Source organism: Citrobacter sp. RHBSTW-00570, assembly GCF_013739755.1.
GTDB classification, from domain to species: domain Bacteria; phylum Pseudomonadota; class Gammaproteobacteria; order Enterobacterales; family Enterobacteriaceae; genus Citrobacter; species Citrobacter braakii.
Window position 1 is genome coordinate 4,173,406 of sequence record NZ_CP056399.1, and the last position, 19,718, is coordinate 4,193,123.

18 protein-coding genes are annotated in these 19,718 nt (G+C 52.8%); 5 read left to right on the forward strand and 13 right to left on the reverse strand.

Annotated elements, in window-relative coordinates; genetic code table 11:
- Window positions 1-2 precede the first annotated feature (2 nt).
- The 11 genes from mraY to leuO form a co-directional block, all read right to left on the reverse strand.
- The gene (gene mraY, locus HV237_RS19860; RefSeq protein ID WP_016151694.1) at window positions 3-1,085 is read right to left on the reverse strand and encodes a phospho-N-acetylmuramoyl-pentapeptide-transferase; all 1,083 of its coding nucleotides are present in this window, start codon (window positions 1,083-1,085) and stop codon (window positions 3-5) included.
- Window positions 1,079-2,437, reverse strand: coding sequence for a UDP-N-acetylmuramoyl-tripeptide--D-alanyl-D-alanine ligase (gene murF / locus HV237_RS19865; protein WP_181541587.1), 1,359 nt, complete (start codon window positions 2,435-2,437; stop codon window positions 1,079-1,081). Before murF ends, mraY begins: the two co-directional genes overlap by 7 nt.
- Window positions 2,434-3,921 (reverse strand): UDP-N-acetylmuramoyl-L-alanyl-D-glutamate--2,6-diaminopimelate ligase, encoded by a 1,488-nt coding sequence (gene murE, locus HV237_RS19870; protein WP_016151692.1) that lies wholly within the window; start codon window positions 3,919-3,921, stop codon window positions 2,434-2,436. The genes murF and murE overlap by 4 nt, the downstream gene beginning before the upstream one ends.
- Entirely contained in the window at window positions 3,908-5,674 is a 1,767-nt protein-coding gene (gene ftsI, locus HV237_RS19875; protein WP_016151691.1) for a peptidoglycan glycosyltransferase FtsI, read from the reverse strand. The genes murE and ftsI overlap by 14 nt, the downstream gene beginning before the upstream one ends.
- Window positions 5,675-5,689: 15 nt before the next feature.
- The gene (gene ftsL / locus HV237_RS19880) at window positions 5,690-6,055 is read right to left on the reverse strand and encodes a cell division protein FtsL (RefSeq protein WP_006686695.1); all 366 of its coding nucleotides are present in this window, start codon (window positions 6,053-6,055) and stop codon (window positions 5,690-5,692) included.
- Window positions 6,052-6,993, reverse strand: coding sequence for a 16S rRNA (cytosine(1402)-N(4))-methyltransferase RsmH (gene rsmH / locus HV237_RS19885; RefSeq protein ID WP_047358331.1), 942 nt, complete (start codon window positions 6,991-6,993; stop codon window positions 6,052-6,054). Before rsmH ends, ftsL begins: the two co-directional genes overlap by 4 nt.
- A gap of 1 nt (window position 6,994) precedes the next feature.
- Window positions 6,995-7,453, reverse strand: coding sequence for a division/cell wall cluster transcriptional repressor MraZ (gene mraZ / locus HV237_RS19890; RefSeq protein ID WP_005124560.1), 459 nt, complete (start codon window positions 7,451-7,453; stop codon window positions 6,995-6,997).
- A gap of 613 nt (window positions 7,454-8,066) precedes the next feature.
- On the reverse strand, window positions 8,067-9,071 hold the full coding sequence (gene cra / locus HV237_RS19895) for a catabolite repressor/activator (protein ID WP_016151689.1): 1,005 nt from the start codon (window positions 9,069-9,071) through the stop codon (window positions 8,067-8,069).
- 175 nt (window positions 9,072-9,246) lie between these two features.
- The gene (ilvN, locus tag HV237_RS19900; RefSeq protein WP_003829566.1) at window positions 9,247-9,738 is read right to left on the reverse strand and encodes an acetolactate synthase small subunit; all 492 of its coding nucleotides are present in this window, start codon (window positions 9,736-9,738) and stop codon (window positions 9,247-9,249) included.
- Between the two features lie 2 nt (window positions 9,739-9,740).
- Complete coding sequence (gene ilvI / locus HV237_RS19905; RefSeq protein ID WP_016151688.1) at window positions 9,741-11,465, reverse strand: acetolactate synthase 3 large subunit; 1,725 nt, start codon at window positions 11,463-11,465, stop codon at window positions 9,741-9,743.
- A gap of 318 nt (window positions 11,466-11,783) precedes the next feature.
- Window positions 11,784-12,731 (reverse strand): transcriptional regulator LeuO, encoded by a 948-nt coding sequence (gene leuO, locus HV237_RS19910; protein ID WP_016151687.1) that lies wholly within the window; start codon window positions 12,729-12,731, stop codon window positions 11,784-11,786.
- 654 nt (window positions 12,732-13,385) lie between these two features.
- Here leuO and leuL point away from each other — a divergent pair.
- The 5 genes from leuL (at window position 13,386) to leuD (ending at window position 18,244) form a co-directional block, all read left to right on the forward strand.
- Complete coding sequence (leuL, locus tag HV237_RS19915; protein WP_135107961.1) at window positions 13,386-13,466, forward strand: leu operon leader peptide; 81 nt, start codon at window positions 13,386-13,388, stop codon at window positions 13,464-13,466.
- A 96-nt stretch (window positions 13,467-13,562) separates the two neighbouring features.
- Entirely contained in the window at window positions 13,563-15,134 is a 1,572-nt protein-coding gene (gene leuA / locus HV237_RS19920) for a 2-isopropylmalate synthase (protein ID WP_016151686.1), read from the forward strand.
- Complete coding sequence (gene leuB / locus HV237_RS19925; RefSeq protein WP_016155686.1) at window positions 15,134-16,225, forward strand: 3-isopropylmalate dehydrogenase; 1,092 nt, start codon at window positions 15,134-15,136, stop codon at window positions 16,223-16,225. Before leuA ends, leuB begins: the two co-directional genes overlap by 1 nt.
- A gap of 2 nt (window positions 16,226-16,227) precedes the next feature.
- Entirely contained in the window at window positions 16,228-17,628 is a 1,401-nt protein-coding gene (gene leuC, locus HV237_RS19930) for a 3-isopropylmalate dehydratase large subunit (RefSeq protein WP_047358332.1), read from the forward strand.
- Window positions 17,629-17,638: 10 nt separating this feature from the next.
- Window positions 17,639-18,244 carry a 3-isopropylmalate dehydratase small subunit gene (gene leuD / locus HV237_RS19935; RefSeq protein WP_047358333.1) on the forward strand — a complete coding sequence of 202 codons (606 nt, stop codon included), beginning with the start codon at window positions 17,639-17,641 and terminating at the stop codon, window positions 18,242-18,244.
- 45 nt (window positions 18,245-18,289) lie between these two features.
- On the opposite strand, the gene HV237_RS19940 is transcribed toward leuD, so the two are convergent.
- Window positions 18,290-19,468 carry a sugar efflux transporter gene (locus tag HV237_RS19940; RefSeq protein ID WP_047358334.1) on the reverse strand — a complete coding sequence of 393 codons (1,179 nt, stop codon included), beginning with the start codon at window positions 19,466-19,468 and terminating at the stop codon, window positions 18,290-18,292.
- Between the two features lie 115 nt (window positions 19,469-19,583).
- Complete coding sequence (sgrT, locus tag HV237_RS19945) at window positions 19,584-19,706, reverse strand: glucose uptake inhibitor SgrT (RefSeq protein ID WP_016151681.1); 123 nt, start codon at window positions 19,704-19,706, stop codon at window positions 19,584-19,586.
- Window positions 19,707-19,718 lie beyond the last annotated feature (12 nt).

The following is a 19,718-nucleotide window of genomic DNA, read 5'->3' on the forward strand; positions in this document are numbered from 1 at the left end:
GATTAACGTACCTTCAGCGTTGCCAGGCCAATCAGCACCAGCATCAGCGAAATAATCCAGAAGCGCACAATTACGCGCGGTTCCGGCCAGCCTTTCAGTTCATAGTGATGGTGGATCGGCGCCATACGGAAGATGCGCTGTCCGCGCAGCTTAAAGGAGCCAACCTGCAAAATGACCGACAGTGTTTCTACGACGAATACACCGCCCATGATCACCAGCAGGAACTCCTGACGCAGCAGCACGGCAATAATGCCCAGCGCGCCGCCCAGCGCCAGCGATCCGACGTCGCCCATAAAGACCTGCGCCGGATAGGTGTTAAACCACAAGAAGCCTAACCCCGCACCGACAATTGCCGTACAGACGATCACTAATTCGCCGGCATGACGTAAATAGGGAATATGCAGATAGTTGGCGAAGTTCATGTTACCGGTCGCCCACGCTACCAACGCAAAACCTGCGGCCACAAACACGGTCGGCATAATCGCCAGACCATCCAGACCATCGGTGAGGTTGACCGCGTTGCCAGTCCCCACAATCACGAAGTACGCCAGCAGCACGTAGAACAGCCCCAACTGCGGCATCACGTCTTTAAAGAACGGCACCACCAGCTCAGTGGCCGGGGTATCTTTACCAGCCAGATACAGGGCAAAGGCCACGCCCAGCGCAATCACCGACATCCAGAAGTATTTCCAGCGCGCGATCAGGCCCTTGGTGTCTTTGCGTACCACTTTGCGGTAGTCATCGACAAAACCGATAATGCCGTAACCGACCAATACCACCAGCACGCACCATACGTACGGGTTCGACGGGTATGCCCACAGCAGTACGGAGATAACAATCGCGGTAAGGATCATAATCCCGCCCATGGTCGGCGTACCGCGTTTACTGAAGTGTGATTCCGGACCGTCGTTACGCACGACCTGTCCAAAGGACATTTTTTGCAAGCGGGCGATCATGCGCGGGCCCATCCACAAAGAGATGAACAGCGCGGTCAGCAGGCTGACGATGGCGCGAAACGTCAGATAGGAAAAGACGTTAAAGCCGGAATAATATTTGACCAAATGTTCGGCCAGCCAAACTAACATGTCCCATTCTCCTGTAATGCGCGTACTACCTCTTCCATGGCGGCACTACGTGAACCCTTCACTAAAATCGTCATAATCTGATGTTCTGCAATCAGCGCCTTAAGATGCGCGGTCAACACGGTTTTATCCGCAAAATGCTCACCTACACCGCTGGCATGGCTAATTGCCTGACTCAGTTTCCCTGTACTCAGCACACGGTCGATACCTGCAGCCTTCGCAGCGTCACCCACCTGCACGTGGCATGCTTCGCTTTCCGCGCCAAGCTCTGCCATATCGCCAACGACCAGCACGCGGTAGCCCGGCATTTCGGACAGCACGTTTACCGCTGCGGTCATTGACCCGACATTTGCGTTATAGGAGTCATCCAGCAGTAGCTGATTTTCTGCCAGTTGAATCGGGAACAGACGCCCCGGTACCGCTTGCAGTTCCTTCAGACCCGCTTTAATCGCTTCGTGCGTCGCGCCTACCGCCATAGAGAGCGCAGCCGCCGCCAGGGCGTTAGCAATGTTGTGACGACCCGGCAGCGGCAGCAGAACATCAATGCTTCCGGTTGGCGTTTGCAGAGAAAACTCTGTGCCGTGTGAAGTCACATGAACATTGGCCGCCGAAAAGTCGCTGTTGGCCGCATTCGGGGAGAAGCGCCAGACTTTACGATCGCCGATAATGCTCTGCCAGTTCAGCCAGTCGTTATTGTCGGCATTCATAATGGCGATTCCGTTCGCTGGCAGGCCGGTAAAAATCTCACCTTTTGCCTTCGCAACGCCCGCCAGTGAACCAAAGCCTTCCAGATGCGCGGCTGCCAGGTTGTTCACCAGCACCGCTTCCGGACGCGTCAGGCCAACGGTCCAGGCGATTTCGCCCTGATGATTAGCGCCAAGCTCAATCACGGCATAGTCGTAATCGTTGTTTAAGCGCAACAGCGTCATCGGTACGCCGATGTCGTTATTCAGGTTGCCCGCGGTATATAAGGTGTTGCCACACTGACTCAGAATGGATGCGGTCATCTCTTTGACAGACGTTTTACCGGAAGAGCCGGTCAGCGCGACAACGCGCGCCGAAACCTGGGCGCGTACCCATGCCGCCAGTTCACCAAACGCCAGACGAGTATCTTTAACAATCAGCTGCGGCAGGTTGGTGTCCAACGGACGGCTGACCAGCAGCGCACCCGCCCCGCTCTCTTGCGCCTTGTCTGCGAAATCGTGGGCATCAAAGCGTTCGCCTTTCAGCGCGACAAACAGGCAACCCGGCGTAACTTTACGCGTATCAGTTGTCACCGCATCAAGAGTCAGATCGGCTCCTTTCAGTTCGCCACGGAGGATCTCCGCCAGTTGGCTGAGCGTTACGCTAATCATGCGATTACTCCCAGCAGACGCGCTGCCGTGACGCGGTCAGAATAGTCGAGGCGTTGCGAGCCAACGATCTGGTAGTCTTCGTGACCTTTCCCGGCCACCAGCACCACGTCGTTTTCTTTCGCCTGCATAATGGCGTTTGTCACAGCCTCTGCACGACCTTCCATCACTTTTGCCTGTCCGGCATCCAGCATACCCGCCAGAATGTCGTTGATAATGGCGCGCGGCTCTTCGGTACGCGGGTTGTCATCGGTCACCACGACAACATCAGCAAACTGCTCGGCAATCGCGCCCATCAACGGACGTTTGCCTTTGTCGCGATCGCCGCCGCAGCCAAAGACGCACCACAGTTTTCCAGTACAGTGCAGACGTGCCGCCTGCAGCGCTTTTTCCAGCGCATCTGGCGTATGGGCATAATCAACCACAACGGTGGTTTTACCCGGCGCGCTGAACACTTCCATGCGCCCACAAACTGGCTGTAATTGTGTCGCCGTTTTCAGTAAATCAGCTAACGGATATCCCAACGCCAGCAGCGTTGCCAGCGCCAACAGCAGATTGCTGACGTTAAACGCGCCCATCAGGCGACTTTCAATTTCGCCGTCACCCCATGAGGAGGTAAAACGAATTGTTGCCCCGCTGTCGTGATAATTCACGTCAATCGCCTTTAACCAACGACCATGACAGTTCGGGTTGATGTGATCTTCCATCGATACGGCAACCGCATCCGGAAGTTTGGCCAACCAGCGACGACCGACTTCATCATCCGCATTAACGATGGCCTGGCCGCAATGGTGCGTGGAATACAGCAGCCATTTCGCGGCTTCGTAATGTTCCATGTCGCCGTGGTAATCAAGATGGTCGCGGCTTAAGTTAGTAAATACTGATGCGGCAAACTTCAGCGCCGCCACGCGATGCTGAACCAGACCGTGTGAAGACACTTCCATTGCGCCAACCGTTGCGCCTTGTGCAACCAGCCCTGCCAGCACATGCTGGACATCAACGGCTGAACCGGTGGTATTTTCCGTCGGGATCACTTTGCCCAGCAGGCCATTGCCGACTGTTCCCATCACCGCGCTGGTTTCGCCAAGCAGTTGGCTCCACTGTGCCAGCAATTGGGTGGTGGTGGTTTTACCGTTGGTCCCGGTCACGCCGACCAGTCGCATTTTTTCAGAAGGCTCGTGGTAAAAGCGGCCCGCCAGTGCAGATAAACGTTCGTTAAGCTGACTGAGATAGATAACTGGAACGCCGTGCATTTCACGGATTTCACCGTCAGTAGCTTCATCTTTTGCTTCTGCAATAATGGCAGCCACACCTTGCGCTATCGCCTGCGGGATATACCGACGCCCGTCCGCCTGATGACCCAATACTGCGACAAAGAGATCGCCCGATGCAGCCATACGGCTGTCGAGCGTCATCTCCCGCAGTGCTCGCTCCGGTGCACCCGGCACCCATGGAGCAAGAAGGTCGCGCAAATTACGATCTGCCACCTGTTGCCTCGCCTTGATTATTCACAAATTCATTTTTATCGCCCGTTGTCAGCGCATCCGGCTCGATGTTCATGGTGCGCAGTACGCCGCCCATGATGGCACCAAAGACCGGCGCGGAAACGGCGCCACCGTAGTATTTACCCGCCTGCGGATCGTTGATAACAACAACCAGCGCGAAGCGCGGCTGACTCGCAGGCGCAACGCCTGCGGTATAAGCAATGTATTTGTTGATGTAGCGGCCATCCGGCCCTACTTTCTTCGCCGTACCGGTTTTAATGGCGATACGATAGCCTTTAATCGCCGCCTTCACGCCGCCGCCGCCGGGCAGCGCCACGCTTTCCATCATGTGCACCACGGTACGCACGGTTGATTCCGGGAAGATACGCTCGCCCGGAACAGGAGGGTCAACTTTGGTGATCGACAGTGGCCGATAAACGCCATAGCTGCCGATCGTTGCATAGACTCGCGCTAACTGTAACGGCGTTACCATTAGCCCGTAGCCGAAAGAGAAGGTGGCCCTCTCTATGTCAGACCACCGTTGTTTTTGAGGATATAAGCCACTGCGTTCTCCGACCAACCCCAAATTGGTCGCTTTTCCCAGCCCAAAACGTGAGTAAGTGTCTACTAACGCTGAGGACGGCATCGCTAACGCCAGCTTGGAAACACCGACGTTACTCGACTTCTGCAAAACCCCGGTGAGGGTCAATTCGCTATAACGCGCCACGTCTTTAATTTCGTGGCCATTAATTCGGTAAGGGATAGTGTTAAGTACGGTATTTTCGCGAACCACGCCACGCTGCAGCGCCGTCATCACCACCATCGGTTTGACAGTGGAACCCGGTTCAAACACGTCGGTAATCGTACGGTTACGCATCGCATCCTTCGGCGTACCGGTGAGATTGTTCGGGTTGTAGGACGGGCTGTTGGCCATCGCCAGCACTTCACCGGTGTTCACATCCACCAGTACCGCACTGCCTGACTCCGCCTTGTTAAACGCCACGGCGTTATTCAGTTCGCGGTAGACCAGCGCCTGTAAACGCTCATCGATACTTAGCGCAAGGTTATGCGCCGCCTGGCTGTCGGTTGAGGAAATATCCTCAATGACGCGGCCATAACGGTCTTTACGTACAATACGTTCGCCCGGTTGCCCGGTGAGCCATTTGTCGAAGCTCTTCTCAACGCCTTCAATCCCCTGGCTGTCGACGTTAGTAAAGCCGATAAGGTGAGCGGTCACTTCTCCGGAAGGATAGTAACGGCGGGATTCTTCGCGCAGGTGAATGCCTGGCAGCTTCAGTTTTTTGATGTAGTCAGCCATGTCAGGGTTTACCTGACGCGCCAGATAGATAAAGCGCCCTTTCGGGTTGGCGTTAATGCGGGAAGCCAGTTGATCGAGCGGGAGATTCAGCGCGGTCGACAGCGCTCTCCAGCGTTCACCAACGCTTACGCCGCCTGCGTCATGCACCTCTTTGGGGTCGGCCCAAATCGCCTTAACCGGAACGCTCACCGCCAGCGGACGACCTGAACGGTCGGTAATCATCCCGCGCGATGTGGACACTTCCTGTACGCGCAGAGAGCGCATATCGCCCTGACGCACCAGCATGTCCGGCGCGATGATTTGCAGCCAGGCAACGCGCCCCAGCAGAAAACCCAGTGCCAGCAAAATACAGCCGCACAGTAACGCAAAACGCCAACTGATAAAGTTGGCTTGTTCTTCCTGGCGTTTTGGCTTGTGCGTTTTTGCCGCTGCTTTCATGCGTCGCGTTTATCCTTACTTTTGTACTACGATATTTTCTTGTGAGGGATCAACATGCTGCATTTGCAGCTTTTCCGTTGCGATCCGTTCAACACGGCTATGGTCGCCGAGCGCGTTCTCCTCAAGGATCAAGTTGCGCCATTCGATATCCAGCGCATCTCGCTCCAGAACCAGCTGCTCACGCTGCGCGGTCAGTAACCGCGTATGGTGTGCTGTTGTCACGACGGTAACCGCCGTCAAAATAATGCAAATGAACAGGCAGAGTGGCAGCTTCCCATACCGCAAAAGATCGTCACCGATCACGCCAGGCAAGGCATGGCGCTCGTTGCTTCCTATCGATCCTTTAACTTTGCTGAGGGCTTCTGTCACTCTGCTGATCATGCGTTCGTCCTCTCTGCAATACGCAGAACTGAACTACGGGCACGAGGATTTTCAGCTACCTCTTCTTCACCCGGCATCATCTTGCCTAGTGCTCTTAACTCACGGCCGCCCAGCTTTTTGATCTGCGCTTCGGTCATCGGTATTCCAGCCGGAACCTGAGGACCACGGCTTTGTTCGCGCATAAAGCGTTTAACAATGCGATCTTCAAGCGAATGGAAACTGATTACCGAAAGGCGACCACCTGGTGCCAGCACGCTGAGCGAGCTTTTTAGCGCCTGCTCTATCTCCTCCAGTTCACTGTTCACCCAAATGCGCACCGCCTGGAAGGTACGGGTCGCGGGATGTTTGAATTTGTCTTTCACCGGCATTGCCGCCGCAATCACTTCCGCCAGCTCTTTAGTGCGGGTCATCGGTTCGATGCGGTTGCGCTCTACGATGGCGCGAGCAATACGTTTGCCGAAGCGCTCTTCGCCAAAGGTTTTAATCACCCAGGCAATGTCTGCTTCATCGGCGGTTTGCAGCCATTCGGCCGCTGACTGACCGCGTGTTGGGTCCATACGCATATCTAACGGACCGTCACGCATAAATGAGAATCCGCGCTCAGCATCATCAAGCTGTGGAGAAGAAACCCCAAGATCGAGAAGAATCCCGTCGATCTTACCGGTAAGTCCGCGCTCGGCGACATAATCAGCCAGCGCAGAAAAAGGACCATGGACGATGGAAAAACGGGGATCGGTAATCGTCTTTGCAACGGCAATCGCCTGCGGATCGCGATCGATGGCCAGTAAACGCCCCTCTTCGCCAAGTTGCGAGAGGATCAGACGTGAGTGACCACCGCGACCAAATGTCCCGTCAATGTAGATGCCGTCTTGACGAATATTCAGGCCGTTTACGGCTTCATCCAGCAACACCGTTGTATGTTTATAATTTTCCATCATTTTATAGAGACAAATCCTGCAATCGTTCCGACAGCGCGCCGGTAACAGACTGCTCAGCGTCGATATCTTCCTTGACCTGTTGATACCAGGTCGTTTCATCCCACAGCTCAAACTTATTGAACTGCCCAACCAGCATCACTTCTTTCGTTAGCCCTGCGTGTTGCCGCAGAATGGGCGCTATCAATAATCGGCCAGCGCTATCCATCTGACATTCGCTAGCATGACCCAACAACAGGCGCTGTACGCGACGCTCAACTGGATTCATGCTCGACAGACGCGATAACTTCTGCTCGATAATTTCCCATTCAGGCAGGGGGTACAGCAGCAGGCACGGGTGATGGATGTCAATGGTGCAAACCATTTGACCGGTAGCGCTCTCGAGCAGTTGATCCCGATAACGGGTAGGCACAGATAAGCGCCCTTTACTGTCGAGATTAACTAACGTTGCTCCCCGGAACATGCCAGCCTCACCCCCGATTACCACTTTATCCCACAAATTCCCACTTAAAGGAGTTTACGGAGCGGAGGAAAACCTTGTCAAGCAAGTCACGGCGCTTAGCGGAGCAAAAAACCCATTGTTTACGGCTAATATCAGCGTTGAACAAATTCCGTACAGCAAACGAAGCAAATTAACGTCATGAATATTTGTAAGAAAAAAATCCAACAACTCATGATTGTTTAAAACAACTGAATATCATCAAAAGAAAAATATAAAGTGTCAGTTTGCGACGCGAGCGGCATTTTAGGACAATATGCAGCGAGATAACAGTACCAGTTAATCAGTCTGTACGCCGCACAGGAGCGAGATAAGGGCGAGATTGTCGCAACACACCAGTAAAGTGTTTGTTAATTCGGCAAATCCCTACATGCTTGTAACAAAATAATACAACCGTAACGCATCGTTACGTCTCAATTACCCAAAAATGGATAGTTGCATTTTTAATTCGGCATAATAGAAGAATCAATTTCAGATAATTCTAAAGAATATTCTTAATTATAATGCGGTTATTTCCGAGAACGGGATAATTGATGATGTCAGAGGCTTATCCGCCGACATCATCAATTGAGGCAACTTAGTTACGGCTTAGAATACCGCGACGGTACAGATTACGCCGTATACGCGTTAAACCTGGTTTGGGTTTACGCGGCTCATCCAGGCTTGCCAACACAATCTCCAACACGCGTTCCGCGACATCTCGATGGCGCTGCGCCACCGCCAGAACCGGGCACTGCAGGAAGTCGAGCAGCTCGTGGTCGCCAAAAGTCGCAATCGCTAAATCAGACGGTAACTGCCCGTCGCGGCGCAGGGTCACATCCATCACCCCCTGCAACAGGGCAAACGACGTGGTAAACAGCGCCTGAGGCATTGGATGCGTTTCCAGCCATTTATCAAATAACTGCGCGGCCGCCTCCCGCTCATAGCTGTTGGCATAGAGAAAATGCACTTCACGCGGATCGTCCTTCCACGCGGTACGGAAACCCTGTTCGCGCAGGAAACTGACGGACAATTCAGGAAGCGCCCCCAGATAGAGCACGGTTTCAGCAGGGAATTTACGTAACTCCTCCGCCAGCATCTGCGCATCATCCTGGTCTGCGCCCACCACGCTGGTGAAATGTTCACGATCCAGCGCGCGATCCAGCGCCACAATCGGGAATGAACTGTTCGCCCAGCGCTGATAAAACGGATGTTCAGGCGGCAAGGAAGTCGAAACGATAATGGCATCAACCTGACGTTGTAAAAGATGCTCAATACAGCGCATTTCGTTATCCGGCTGATCTTCAGAGCAGGCAATCAGTAGTTGATACCCGCGCTGACGCGCCTGGCGCTCCAGATAGTTTGCGATCCGGGTATAGCTCGTGTTCTCGAGATCCGGGATCACCAGCCCGATGGAACGTGTGCGTCCAGCACGCAGCCCGGCCGCCACGGCATTCGGGTGGTAATTATGCTCACGCACCACCGCCATGACTTTTTCAACCGTTTTGTCGCTTACGCGGTATTGCTTTGCTTTGCCGTTAATAACGTAGCTTGCAGTCGTTCGCGAAACGCCGGCCAACCGAGCGATTTCATCCAGTTTCACAATTGCCCCTTGCGTAAAATGTACAAACCATAACCTTTGAGATGGCATGGGTTAAACTTCTTAACATCTAAGCGCAGAATAATGACTGCGGCAACCGCTTTTGTCTCTGGTTACTGCTGATTTCGCAAAAAAAAGCAACCGATAGCCAATGCATCTCGCGTAGGTCAGGTAAGCGTTAGCGCATAATTTTATCGCCGCGGGAAAGCCCCACCACGCCGGAACGGGCAACTTCCACGATTTTGGCGACTTCCCGTAGCGTTGCCAGAAACGCATCCAGCTTATCGCTGGTGCCCGCCAGCTGTACGGTGTAGATCGACGGCGTAACATCGATGATTTGCCCACGGAATATCTCCGTGTTGCGTTTCACCTCTTCCCGGCCATAGCCGCTGGCCTGGATTTTCACCAGCATGATTTCTCGTTCAACGTGGGCGCCCTGCCCCAGTTCGCTGACGCGCAGAACATCCACCAGTTTGTGTAGCTGCTTTTCGATCTGCTCCAGGACTTTCTCATCCCCTACCGTTTGAATCGTCATCCGCGATAAGGTCGGGTCGTCAGTCGGCGCGACGGTCAGGCTTTCAATGTTGTATCCGCGCTGGGCGAAGAGGCCAATCACACGTGACAATGCACCCGACTCGTTTTCCAGCAATACTGATAATATCCGGCGCATAATCAGGTCCTCTCCGTTTTACTTAACCACATTTCGTCCATCCCGCCCCCACGAATCTGCATCGGGTAGACATGCTCACTGCCGTCGACGGTGACATCAACAAACACCAGGCGATGGTTACGCACATGTTCCAGCGCTTCGCCCAGCTTGCTCTCCAGTTCGCCTGGATGATTAATCTGGATACCGATATGCCCATAAGCTTCAGCAAGGCGCACAAAATCAGGTAGCGACTGCATGTAAGACTGGGAGTGACGCCCGGAGTAAATCATGTCCTGCCACTGTTTGACCATGCCGAGATAGCGGTTGTTAAGGTTGAGCACCAGTACCGGTAGCTCATATTGCAGCGCCGTCGACAGTTCCTGGATGTTCATCTGAATGCTGCCATCCCCGGTGACGCACACCACTGTTTCATCCGGCAGCGCCATTTTCACCCCTAACGCCGCGGGTAAACCGAATCCCATGGTGCCGAGGCCGCCTGAGTTAATCCAGCGGCGTGGTTTATCGAACGGATAGTAAAGTGCGGCAAACATTTGATGCTGGCCAACGTCAGAGGTCACGTATGCATCCCCTTTCGTTAGACGCCAGATGGTTTCAATCACCGCCTGCGGTTTAATACTTTCACTTTGCGTGTCGTATTTCAGGCACTGACGAGCGCGCCAGTGTTCGATCTGTTGCCACCAGTCACGGTTATCATCCAGCGGCTGCTGCGATTTCTCCTGCGGCAGCAGTTCAAGCATCTGATCCAGCACCAGGCGAGCATCGCCCACAATCGGAATATCCGCAGTGACGGTTTTTGAAATTGAGGTCGGATCGATGTCGATATGCAGCACGGTCGCATTCGGGCAATATTTTGCCAGGTTATTGGTCGTTCGATCGTCAAAACGAACGCCGACGGCAAAGATCACATCAGAATGATGCATGGTCATATTCGCTTCGTAAGTACCATGCATGCCCAACATTCCCAGCGCCTGGCGATGCGTGGCCGGAAACGCGCCTAACCCCATCAGCGAGGAGACAACCGGCAGATTAAGTGCTTCGGCAATTTGCCCCAGTTGTTCGTGACAGGCGGCATTCACCGCGCCACCACCAACATAGACAACCGGTTTCTTCGCCGCGACCAGCGTCTGCAAAGCACGTTTTATCTGTCCTTTGTGCCCGGTCGTTGTCGGGTTATACGAACGCATACTCACCGACTCCGGCCAGCTATAGGGCAGTTTTTTCGCCGGATTCAGAATATCTTTCGGCAAATCCACCACCACCGGCCCCGGACGACCGCTTGCCGCCAACCAGAAGGCTTTTTTCAGCACCTGCGGGATATCTTCCGTTTGTTTAACCAGAAAACTGTGTTTTACCACCGGGCGGGATATACCCACCATGTCGCACTCCTGAAAGGCATCGTAGCCAATCAGGGAGGTGGCGACCTGGCCGGAGAGGATCACCAGCGGAATGGAATCCATATATGCCGTTGCAATCCCGGTGATCGCATTGGTTGCCCCTGGTCCGGAAGTGACCAAAACGACGCCCACTTCTCCCGTGGCACGCGCCAGGCCATCAGCCATATGTACCGCGGCTTGCTCATGACGGACTAACACATGATCAATACCGCCGACCGTATGCAATGCATCATAAATATCGAGGACGGCCCCCCCGGGATAACCGAATACCTGCTTCACACCCTGATCGATAAGCGATCGGACGACCATCTCGGCTCCAGACAACATCTCCATGGCTTGCCTCACTCTTATAATGAATTACGGTTTAACAACACATTAACCGCTGACGATGACGCATGGCAATTGACTCCGAAGGGGTGGCACTGGAGTAAATAAGAATAAAACGGAGGTAAGAATTGAATAAATGGAGAATTAAACCAGCATAAGCAATTGATATGATAAATAATCGCTTAAAAAGGTGGACTTACAGCAATTAGTCTATTTTTTTACACTTTCGGACATACGTAAAAAGTCGAGTTCAGCACAAAATTTTAGATATAAAGATAAAAGCAGAATAAACCAGATGTATTCCCCGATTTATTCTGCCAGCGGCTACTTCTTACAGACGGAGACCAACAGTTCTTCCATCCATTGATGTCCTTTATCGCGCCCCGCAGCCTCATGCCAGGAAAGATAACATGTGCGGCTATTCAATTTTAAAGGTAAAGGCAATATCTGCAGTTCTAAAGAATCGGCGAACTCTTCCGCCAACCAACGCGGCGCAATAGAGACCAGGTGCGTTTGCGACACAATATTAAGCACGCTGATTAATGCCATTCCCTGATAAGCCACGCAGGATTGTTTATCCGGTGTGTCATACCACGGCTGGCTGAATGAGGCGAAGCGATCGAGCGAAACCACGGCATGCTGTTCATGATAGAGATTGCTTTCCAGCAATGGGCCACTAATGCGCGGATGTTTTTTGCTTGCCACTAACACCATTTCGTCATTGAATAACGGAACACTGGTAAATTCCGGACGACGGAATTCTTCATAGCTAATAACAAACTCAGTTTCCTGATAACGTAATTGGTGCTCGGTATTTAGATTTAGTGAAGATTTAAAAACGACATTAATGTTCGGCGCGACTTGTTCAACTCGATTATAAATCAACGAAGTTAGAATATTATCCAATGGACTGCATACGCAAAGATTGAATACACGCTCGCTGCTGGTAGGTTCAAAGCCAGAACCAGGCAGTTCATTCTGCACTAATTGCAATGCCTGACGAACGGAGCCAAACAGCTGGAAGGCTCTTGCTGTCGGCTGGATTCCACGGCCATAACGAACAAAAAGCTCATCGTTAAACATGACTTTCAGGCGTGCGACCGCATTACTGACAGCGGGTTGCGACATCCCCAGCGTATGTGCAGCACGCGTAATATTTTGTTCCTGCATCACCGCATCAAAAACAGTTAATAAATTAAGATCAACCATGCGAAGCTGTGGCTTCCCCATCTCTATGAGATTAGATTTATCTATTATTTTTACTTCTGGCATATTTAACTCCACTGTCACTCTAAACTCCCTTTTCCCAGACGGAGTGCAGAAATAATCTCCGTTAATATGATTTACCATGCATATAAAATAAGAAAAAGGAAAAACATTAAAATTAGGAAAACATAAAGGCACAAATCTAATTGTACAAAAGAACACCACAAGCGTAGTGCGGCAGATGTCACTGCGCGATGATTCATATGTTTAAATTTCGAAAACAATATAACCATAAGCGTGGCGAATACACAATCATACGCACAGTGAATATGTATTTAAGTTTTAATTAAACATTTCTATTATTAACACATTAAAAGTTAACATTAATTTATCAATTATTGGGTAACACATTGGTTTCATCCATTCAAAATGAATATAAAAGCTGATAAATCATAAAGATATGAAATCCCAAATGAGGCGTTATCTTTAGTTCTTCGTTACCATAAATGCAAATAAATATGCTTAAATATGTCAAACCGTGAAAAATATGTTCAACGATCAGATGATTAATTTTATATACCCTGAGAAATTCAGCACAATTCGCTTAAGTTTATCAGAAACTTTCCCCCTTAACGGGAGCATTTGCAGGGAATGGGGTTGACATCAGTCTTCATATCCAGTACCACTAAAAGCATATCGCATTCGCCTGGAGCTTGATTGATGACTTACATTGCTCGTTTTATCGGTCTACTACTACTAAACGCATTCTCATTGCGCGGTAGACTGGTGGACGACATTTAGCATTAAGTCAGCTCCAGTTAAGACAAAAAACCCGCGCCGTTGCGCGGGTTTTTTTATGCTCGAAGCAAGGCGCCCTAAAGACCAAGGACCTAAACCATGAGCCAGCAAGTCATTATTTTCGATACCACCTTACGTGACGGTGAACAGGCGTTACAGGCGAGCCTGAGTGTGAAAGAAAAACTGCAGATTGCGCTGGCCCTCGAGCGTATGGGCGTTGACGTGATGGAGGTCGGTTTTCCGGTCTCTTCACCGGGTGACTTTGAGTCCGTACAAACCATTGCCCGTCAGGTTAAGAACAGCCGCGTTTGCGCCTTAGCCCGCTGCGTAGAAAAAGATATCGACGTTGCCGCAGAATCTCTGAAGGTCGCTGAGGCTTTCCGCATTCATACGTTCATCGCCACCTCGCCGATGCATATCGCGACGAAATTGCGCAGCACGTTGGATGAAGTGATCGAGCGAGCAGTCTACATGGTGAAGCGTGCGCGTAATTATACGGATGACGTGGAGTTCTCATGCGAGGATGCTGGCCGTACCCCTATTGCCGATCTGGCCCGCGTGGTCGAAGCCGCGATTAATGCGGGTGCCAAAACCATCAATATCCCCGATACCGTTGGCTACACCATGCCTTTCGAATTCGGAGCAATCATTTCTGGTCTGTATGAACGCGTACCGAATATCGATAAAGCCATCATCTCCGTGCACACCCATGATGATTTAGGTCTGGGCGTTGGCAACGCGTTGGCGGCCGTCCACGCCGGTGCTCGCCAGGTGGAAGGCGCGATGAACGGTATCGGCGAACGCGCCGGTAACTGCTCACTGGAAGAAGTGATCATGGCGATCAAAGTGCGCAAAGATATCCTGAACGTACAGACCCGCATTAATCACCAGGAAATCTGGCGTACCAGTCAGTTAGTCAGCCAAATCTGCAACATGCCCATTCCGGCCAACAAAGCCATTGTCGGTAGCGGCGCCTTTGCCCACTCCTCTGGCATCCATCAGGACGGCGTACTGAAAAATCGTGAAAACTACGAAATCATGACGCCTGAATCCATCGGTCTGAACCAGGTGCAGTTGAACCTGACTTCCCGTTCCGGACGCGCCGCAGTGAAACACCGTATGGACGAGATGGGATATAAAGAGAATGAATACAACCTGGACAACCTGTACGACGCATTCCTGAAGCTGGCGGATAAAAAAGGTCAGGTATTTGATTACGACCTGGAAGCGCTGGCCTTTATTAATAAACAGCAGGAAGAGCCGGAGCATTTCCGTCTGGATTACTTCAGCGTGCAGTCCGGCTCAAATGACATCGCCACCGCCTCCGTCAAGCTGGCCTGCGGTGAAGAAGTCAAAGCCGAAGCGGCGAACGGTAACGGTCCGGTCGATGCCATTTATCAGGCCATCAACCGTGTGACCGAGTACAACATCGAACTGGTGAAATACAGCCTGACCGCCAAAGGGCACGGTAAAGATGCGCTGGGCCAGGTGGATATCGTTGCTAATTATAACGGTCGCCGCTTCCACGGCGTCGGTCTGGCAACAGATATCGTCGAATCGTCCGCGAAAGCGATGGTTCATGTGCTGAACAACATTTGGCGCGCCGAAGAAGTCGAAAAAGAATTGCAACGCAAAGCTCAGAACAACGAGAACAACAAGGAAACCGTGTGATGTCGAAGAATTATCATATTGCTGTTTTGCCGGGCGACGGTATTGGCCCGGAAGTGATGGCGCAAGCCCTGAAGGTACTGGACGCAATCCGCAACCGTTTTAACATGCGCATTACCACCAGCCACTACGACGTGGGGGGTGCCGCTATCGATAACCATGGTCAGCCGCTGCCGCCTGCGACGGTTGAAGGCTGTGAGCAAGCTGACGCCATTCTGTTTGGCTCCGTTGGCGGCCCGAAATGGGAAAATCTGCCACCAAACCAGCAGCCTGAACGCGGCGCGCTGCTGCCGTTGCGTAAACACTTCAAATTATTCAGCAACCTGCGCCCGGCTAAGCTGTACCAGGGTCTGGAAGCATTTTGCCCTCTGCGCGCAGATATTGCCGCGAACGGTTTCGACATCCTGTGCGTGCGCGAACTGACCGGCGGTATCTACTTCGGTCAGCCAAAAGGCCGCGAAGGCAGCGGACAACATGAAAAAGCCTTTGATACCGAGGTTTATCACCGTTTCGAGATCGAGCGTATCGCACGTATCGCGTTTGAATCTGCTCGCCAGCGTCGCCGCAAAGTCACGTCGATTGATAAAGCCAACGTACTGCAAACGTCTATTCTGTGGCGCCAAATCGTCAATGAAATTGCTAATGAATATCCGGATGTTGAGCTGGCGCATATGTACATCGACAACGCGACGATGCAGTTGATCAAAGATCCATCCCAGTTCGACGTGCTGCTGTGCTCCAACCTGTTTGGCGACATTCTGTCTGACGAATGCGCCATGATCACCGGATCAATGGGGATGTTACCGTCCGCCAGCCTGAATGAGCAGGGCTTTGGTCTGTACGAGCCCGCTGGCGGCTCCGCTCCGGATATCGCCGGGAAAAACATTGCTAACCCTATCGCCCAAATCCTTTCGCTGGCGCTGCTGCTGCGCTACAGCCTGGATGCCAATGATGCGGCAACCGCAATTGAGAGCGCCATCAACCGCGCATTAGAAGAAGGTATTCGCACCGGTGACTTAGCCCGTGGCGCTGCCGCAGTCGGTACCGATGAAATGGGTGACATTATTGCCCGTTACGTCGCAGAAGGGGTGTAATCATGGCCAAAACGTTATACGAAAAATTGTTCGATGCGCACGTCGTCTACGAAGCGCAAAACGAAACCCCGCTGTTGTATATCGACAGACATCTGGTGCATGAAGTGACCTCTCCGCAGGCGTTTGATGGCCTGCGTGCGCATGGCCGTCAGGTGCGCCAGCCGGGTAAAACCTTTGCCACCATGGACCATAACGTCTCCACGCAAACCAAAGACATTAACGCTTCCGGCGAAATGGCGCGCATTCAGATGCAGGAATTAATCAAAAACTGCAATGAATTTGGCGTCGAACTGTACGACCTGAACCACCCGTATCAGGGGATCGTTCACGTGATGGGGCCTGAGCAAGGCGTAACGTTGCCGGGTATGACCATCGTTTGCGGCGACTCCCACACCGCCACACACGGCGCGTTTGGCGCGCTGGCCTTTGGTATTGGCACCTCTGAAGTTGAACACGTTCTGGCGACGCAGACCCTGAAACAGGGGCGTGCCAAAACCATGAAGATTGAAGTTAACGGCACGGCAGCACCTGGCATTACCGCCAAAGATATCGTGCTGGCGATTATCGGTAAAACCGGTAGTGCAGGCGGTACCGGGCACGTCGTTGAATTTTGTGGCGAAGCCATCCGTGCGCTGAGCATGGAAGGCCGTATGACCCTGTGCAACATGGCCATTGAAATGGGCGCCAAAGCGGGTCTGGTCGCACCGGATGAAACCACCTTTAACTATGTGCAGGGTCGTTTACACGCACCGAAGGGTGAGGATTTTACCAACGCGGTTGCGTACTGGAAAACGCTGAAAACCGACGACAACGCGACGTTTGATACCATCGTTACCCTGCAGGCAGAAGAGATCGCACCGCAGGTCACTTGGGGTACGAACCCGGGTCAGGTCATCTCGGTGAACGATAATATTCCCGACCCGGCGTCATTTTCCGATCCCGTTGAGCGCGCATCGGCTGAAAAAGCGCTGGCATATATGGGGCTGAAACCGGGCATTCCGTTAACAGAAGTGGCCATCGATAAAGTGTTTATCGGTTCCTGTACCAACTCGCGTATTGAAGATTTACGCGCTGCGGCCCAAATCGCCAAAGGGCGCAAAGTTGCGCCAGGCGTACAGGCGCTGGTTGTGCCGGGTTCTGGTCCGGTGAAAGCGCAGGCTGAAGCGGAAGGTCTGGACAAGATCTTCATCGAAGCCGGGTTTGAATGGCGTTTACCGGGCTGTTCCATGTGTCTGGCCATGAACAATGACCGCCTGAACCCAGGCGAGCGCTGTGCATCCACCAGCAACCGTAACTTTGAAGGCCGCCAGGGCCGCGGTGGTCGCACACATTTAGTCAGCCCGGCCATGGCCGCCGCTGCCGCCGTTACCGGTCATTTTGCCGACATTCGCAGCATCAAATAAGGAAACTACCATGGCAGAGAAATTTACCCAACATACCGGCCTGGTTGTCCCACTGGATGCCGCCAACGTGGATACCGACGCGATTATTCCCAAACAGTTTTTGCAGAAGGTTACGCGCACCGGTTTTGGCGCTCATCTGTTTAACGACTGGCGTTTTCTGGATGAAAAAGGGCAACAGCCTAACCCAGAGTTCGTACTGAACTTCGCGGAATATAAAGGCGCGTCAATTCTGCTGGCGCGGGAAAACTTTGGCTGCGGCTCTTCCCGTGAACATGCGCCATGGGCGCTGACCGATTACGGCTTTAAAGTGGTGATCGCGCCAAGCTTCGCCGACATCTTCTACGGCAACAGCTTCAATAACCAACTGCTGCCGGTGACCCTGAGCGATGCGCAGGTAGATGAAATGTTCGCCCTGGTGAAAGCCAATCCGGGCATTAAATTTGAAGTGGATCTGGAAGCGCAGGTGGTGAAAGCGGGCGATAAGTCCTACAGCTTTAAAATCGACGACTTCCGCCGCCACTGCATGCTGAACGGTCTGGACAGCATCGGGCTGACGCTGCAGCATGAAGCAGCCATCACCGAGTACGAAGACAAGCAGCCAGCGTTTATGCGCTAGTCCTTGTGGTGCCGGATAAGCGCAGCGCATCCGGCACTCCAAAAATCAAACGTCCTTTACCCGCCCGGTCATCACCAGCGTGATCACAGAAATCGCCGCAATCACCCAATAGACGGCAAAGTGACCGTAGCTTTGCGCAACAGCCCCCTGAATCACTCCCGCGAGAATGACCCCCGTTGAAATACTGTTGGTAAATAATGTGGTCGCTGACCCCGCACGCCCTGGCATAAGATCCTGAAACCACAGCATTCCTATCCCGGCGATGATACCGATAAATACTGCATTAAATAGTTGCAGCACCAGCAGCGCCGTGCGGCTGTGAAAGAAGATCAAACCAAGATAAAACAGTACGCCCGCCGCGACGGCCGCGATCATCATTCGCCGTTTGCCAAAGCGCTTCACATAGTAGCCCGCCAGGATCATCGCCGGAATTTCCAGCCCAGCCGCCGTCCCCATCAGGAGCCCGGCCAGCTTGTCCGGTAACCCCAGCTCAAGGCTTATCCACAGCGGCATATCGATGATGTACATGGTATTGCAGGTCCACATCAGCGTGGAGGCAATAAACAACATGCGCACATTTTTGTCCTGCCAACCGCCGGTCTGTTCCAGCGGTACGTCAACAGGTTGCTCCACCCGCGTGACTGACGGCAGTATCAGCGCAATCAGCACCAGGCTAATGGCGAAAATCCCTGCGGCAATGGAAAACATCGCCGTAAAGCCGTAATTCAGCGCCAGCATGAAGGCCAGCGGCGGTCCAATTACCCAGGCCAGCGAAAGCTGCGCACGCATCACCGAGCTAAACATCACCACTTCACGCGCGGAGTTATCAGCGTATTCCCGCGCCAGCGCAAACAGCTGCGGCATGGCGGTATTCGCCAGCGAGGCCAGCAGCACACCGCAGGTGATAAGCGTGAGATAGTGGCGATTAAACGCAAACAGCAGCGCGTTTCCGATTGCCATCAGGCAGCAGAACATGATCAGCTTGCGCCTGTCGCCCTGGCTGTCGGATCGTTTCGCGAGGGCAAGGCTGACAACGATCCCGACAATCGCATTGACGGTATAAAACAGCCCGACCCAAAACGGCTGCGCCCCGACTTCACGGCTCAGGAACAAGCTCAGCGTGGGTGCCTGCAATGCACCTGCTACGCCCATCATAAAAGCGACCAGCATAAATGCCGCGTAAACGCCGTTGAGGCGCCGTCCCATGGTCATAATCCAGAGCATTACAGTTCCTTTTAGCGCTGCAGAAACAAAAAAAGCCAGCAGTGATTATCTGCTGGCGCGGCGATTAACACCAATACTCAGTCACACATGATGTCTGCAATTCCCAATTCAGGAGTCAGGCTGTCACCTCCCACTGCATCAGTTCTTCGAGCATCTTTAAGCGCTGCGGTGCGCTCAGGCAAGCCAACCAGGACGATTTTTCCGTCGCGGTAAAGTATTTCAACCAGAACTGACGCATAGATGACCCCTT

Coding starts and splice junctions, on each gene's coding strand:
- mraY (WP_016151694.1), bottom strand. CDS start 1,085: ATGTTAGTTTGGCTGGCCGAACATTTGGTCAAATATTATTCCGGCTTT.
- murF (WP_181541587.1), bottom strand. CDS start 2,437: ATGATTAGCGTAACGCTCAGCCAACTGGCGGAGATCCTCCGTGGCGAA.
- ftsI (WP_016151691.1), bottom strand. CDS start 5,674: ATGAAAGCAGCGGCAAAAACGCACAAGCCAAAACGCCAGGAAGAACAA.
- ftsL (WP_006686695.1), bottom strand. CDS start 6,055: ATGATCAGCAGAGTGACAGAAGCCCTCAGCAAAGTTAAAGGATCGATA.
- rsmH (WP_047358331.1), bottom strand. CDS start 6,993: ATGATGGAAAATTATAAACATACAACGGTGTTGCTGGATGAAGCCGTA.
- mraZ (WP_005124560.1), bottom strand. CDS start 7,453: ATGTTCCGGGGAGCAACGTTAGTTAATCTCGACAGTAAAGGGCGCTTA.
- ilvN (WP_003829566.1), bottom strand. CDS start 9,738: ATGCGCCGGATATTATCAGTATTGCTGGAAAACGAGTCGGGTGCATTG.
- ilvI (WP_016151688.1), bottom strand. CDS start 11,465: ATGGAGATGTTGTCTGGAGCCGAGATGGTCGTCCGATCGCTTATCGAT.
- leuO (WP_016151687.1), bottom strand. CDS start 12,731: ATGCCAGAAGTAAAAATAATAGATAAATCTAATCTCATAGAGATGGGG.
- leuL (WP_135107961.1), top strand. CDS start 13,386: ATGACTTACATTGCTCGTTTTATCGGTCTACTACTACTAAACGCATTC.
- leuA (WP_016151686.1), top strand. CDS start 13,563: ATGAGCCAGCAAGTCATTATTTTCGATACCACCTTACGTGACGGTGAA.
- leuB (WP_016155686.1), top strand. CDS start 15,134: ATGTCGAAGAATTATCATATTGCTGTTTTGCCGGGCGACGGTATTGGC.
- leuC (WP_047358332.1), top strand. CDS start 16,228: ATGGCCAAAACGTTATACGAAAAATTGTTCGATGCGCACGTCGTCTAC.
- leuD (WP_047358333.1), top strand. CDS start 17,639: ATGGCAGAGAAATTTACCCAACATACCGGCCTGGTTGTCCCACTGGAT.
- HV237_RS19940 (WP_047358334.1), bottom strand. CDS start 19,468: ATGCTCTGGATTATGACCATGGGACGGCGCCTCAACGGCGTTTACGCG.
- sgrT (WP_016151681.1), bottom strand. CDS start 19,706: ATGCGTCAGTTCTGGTTGAAATACTTTACCGCGACGGAAAAATCGTCC.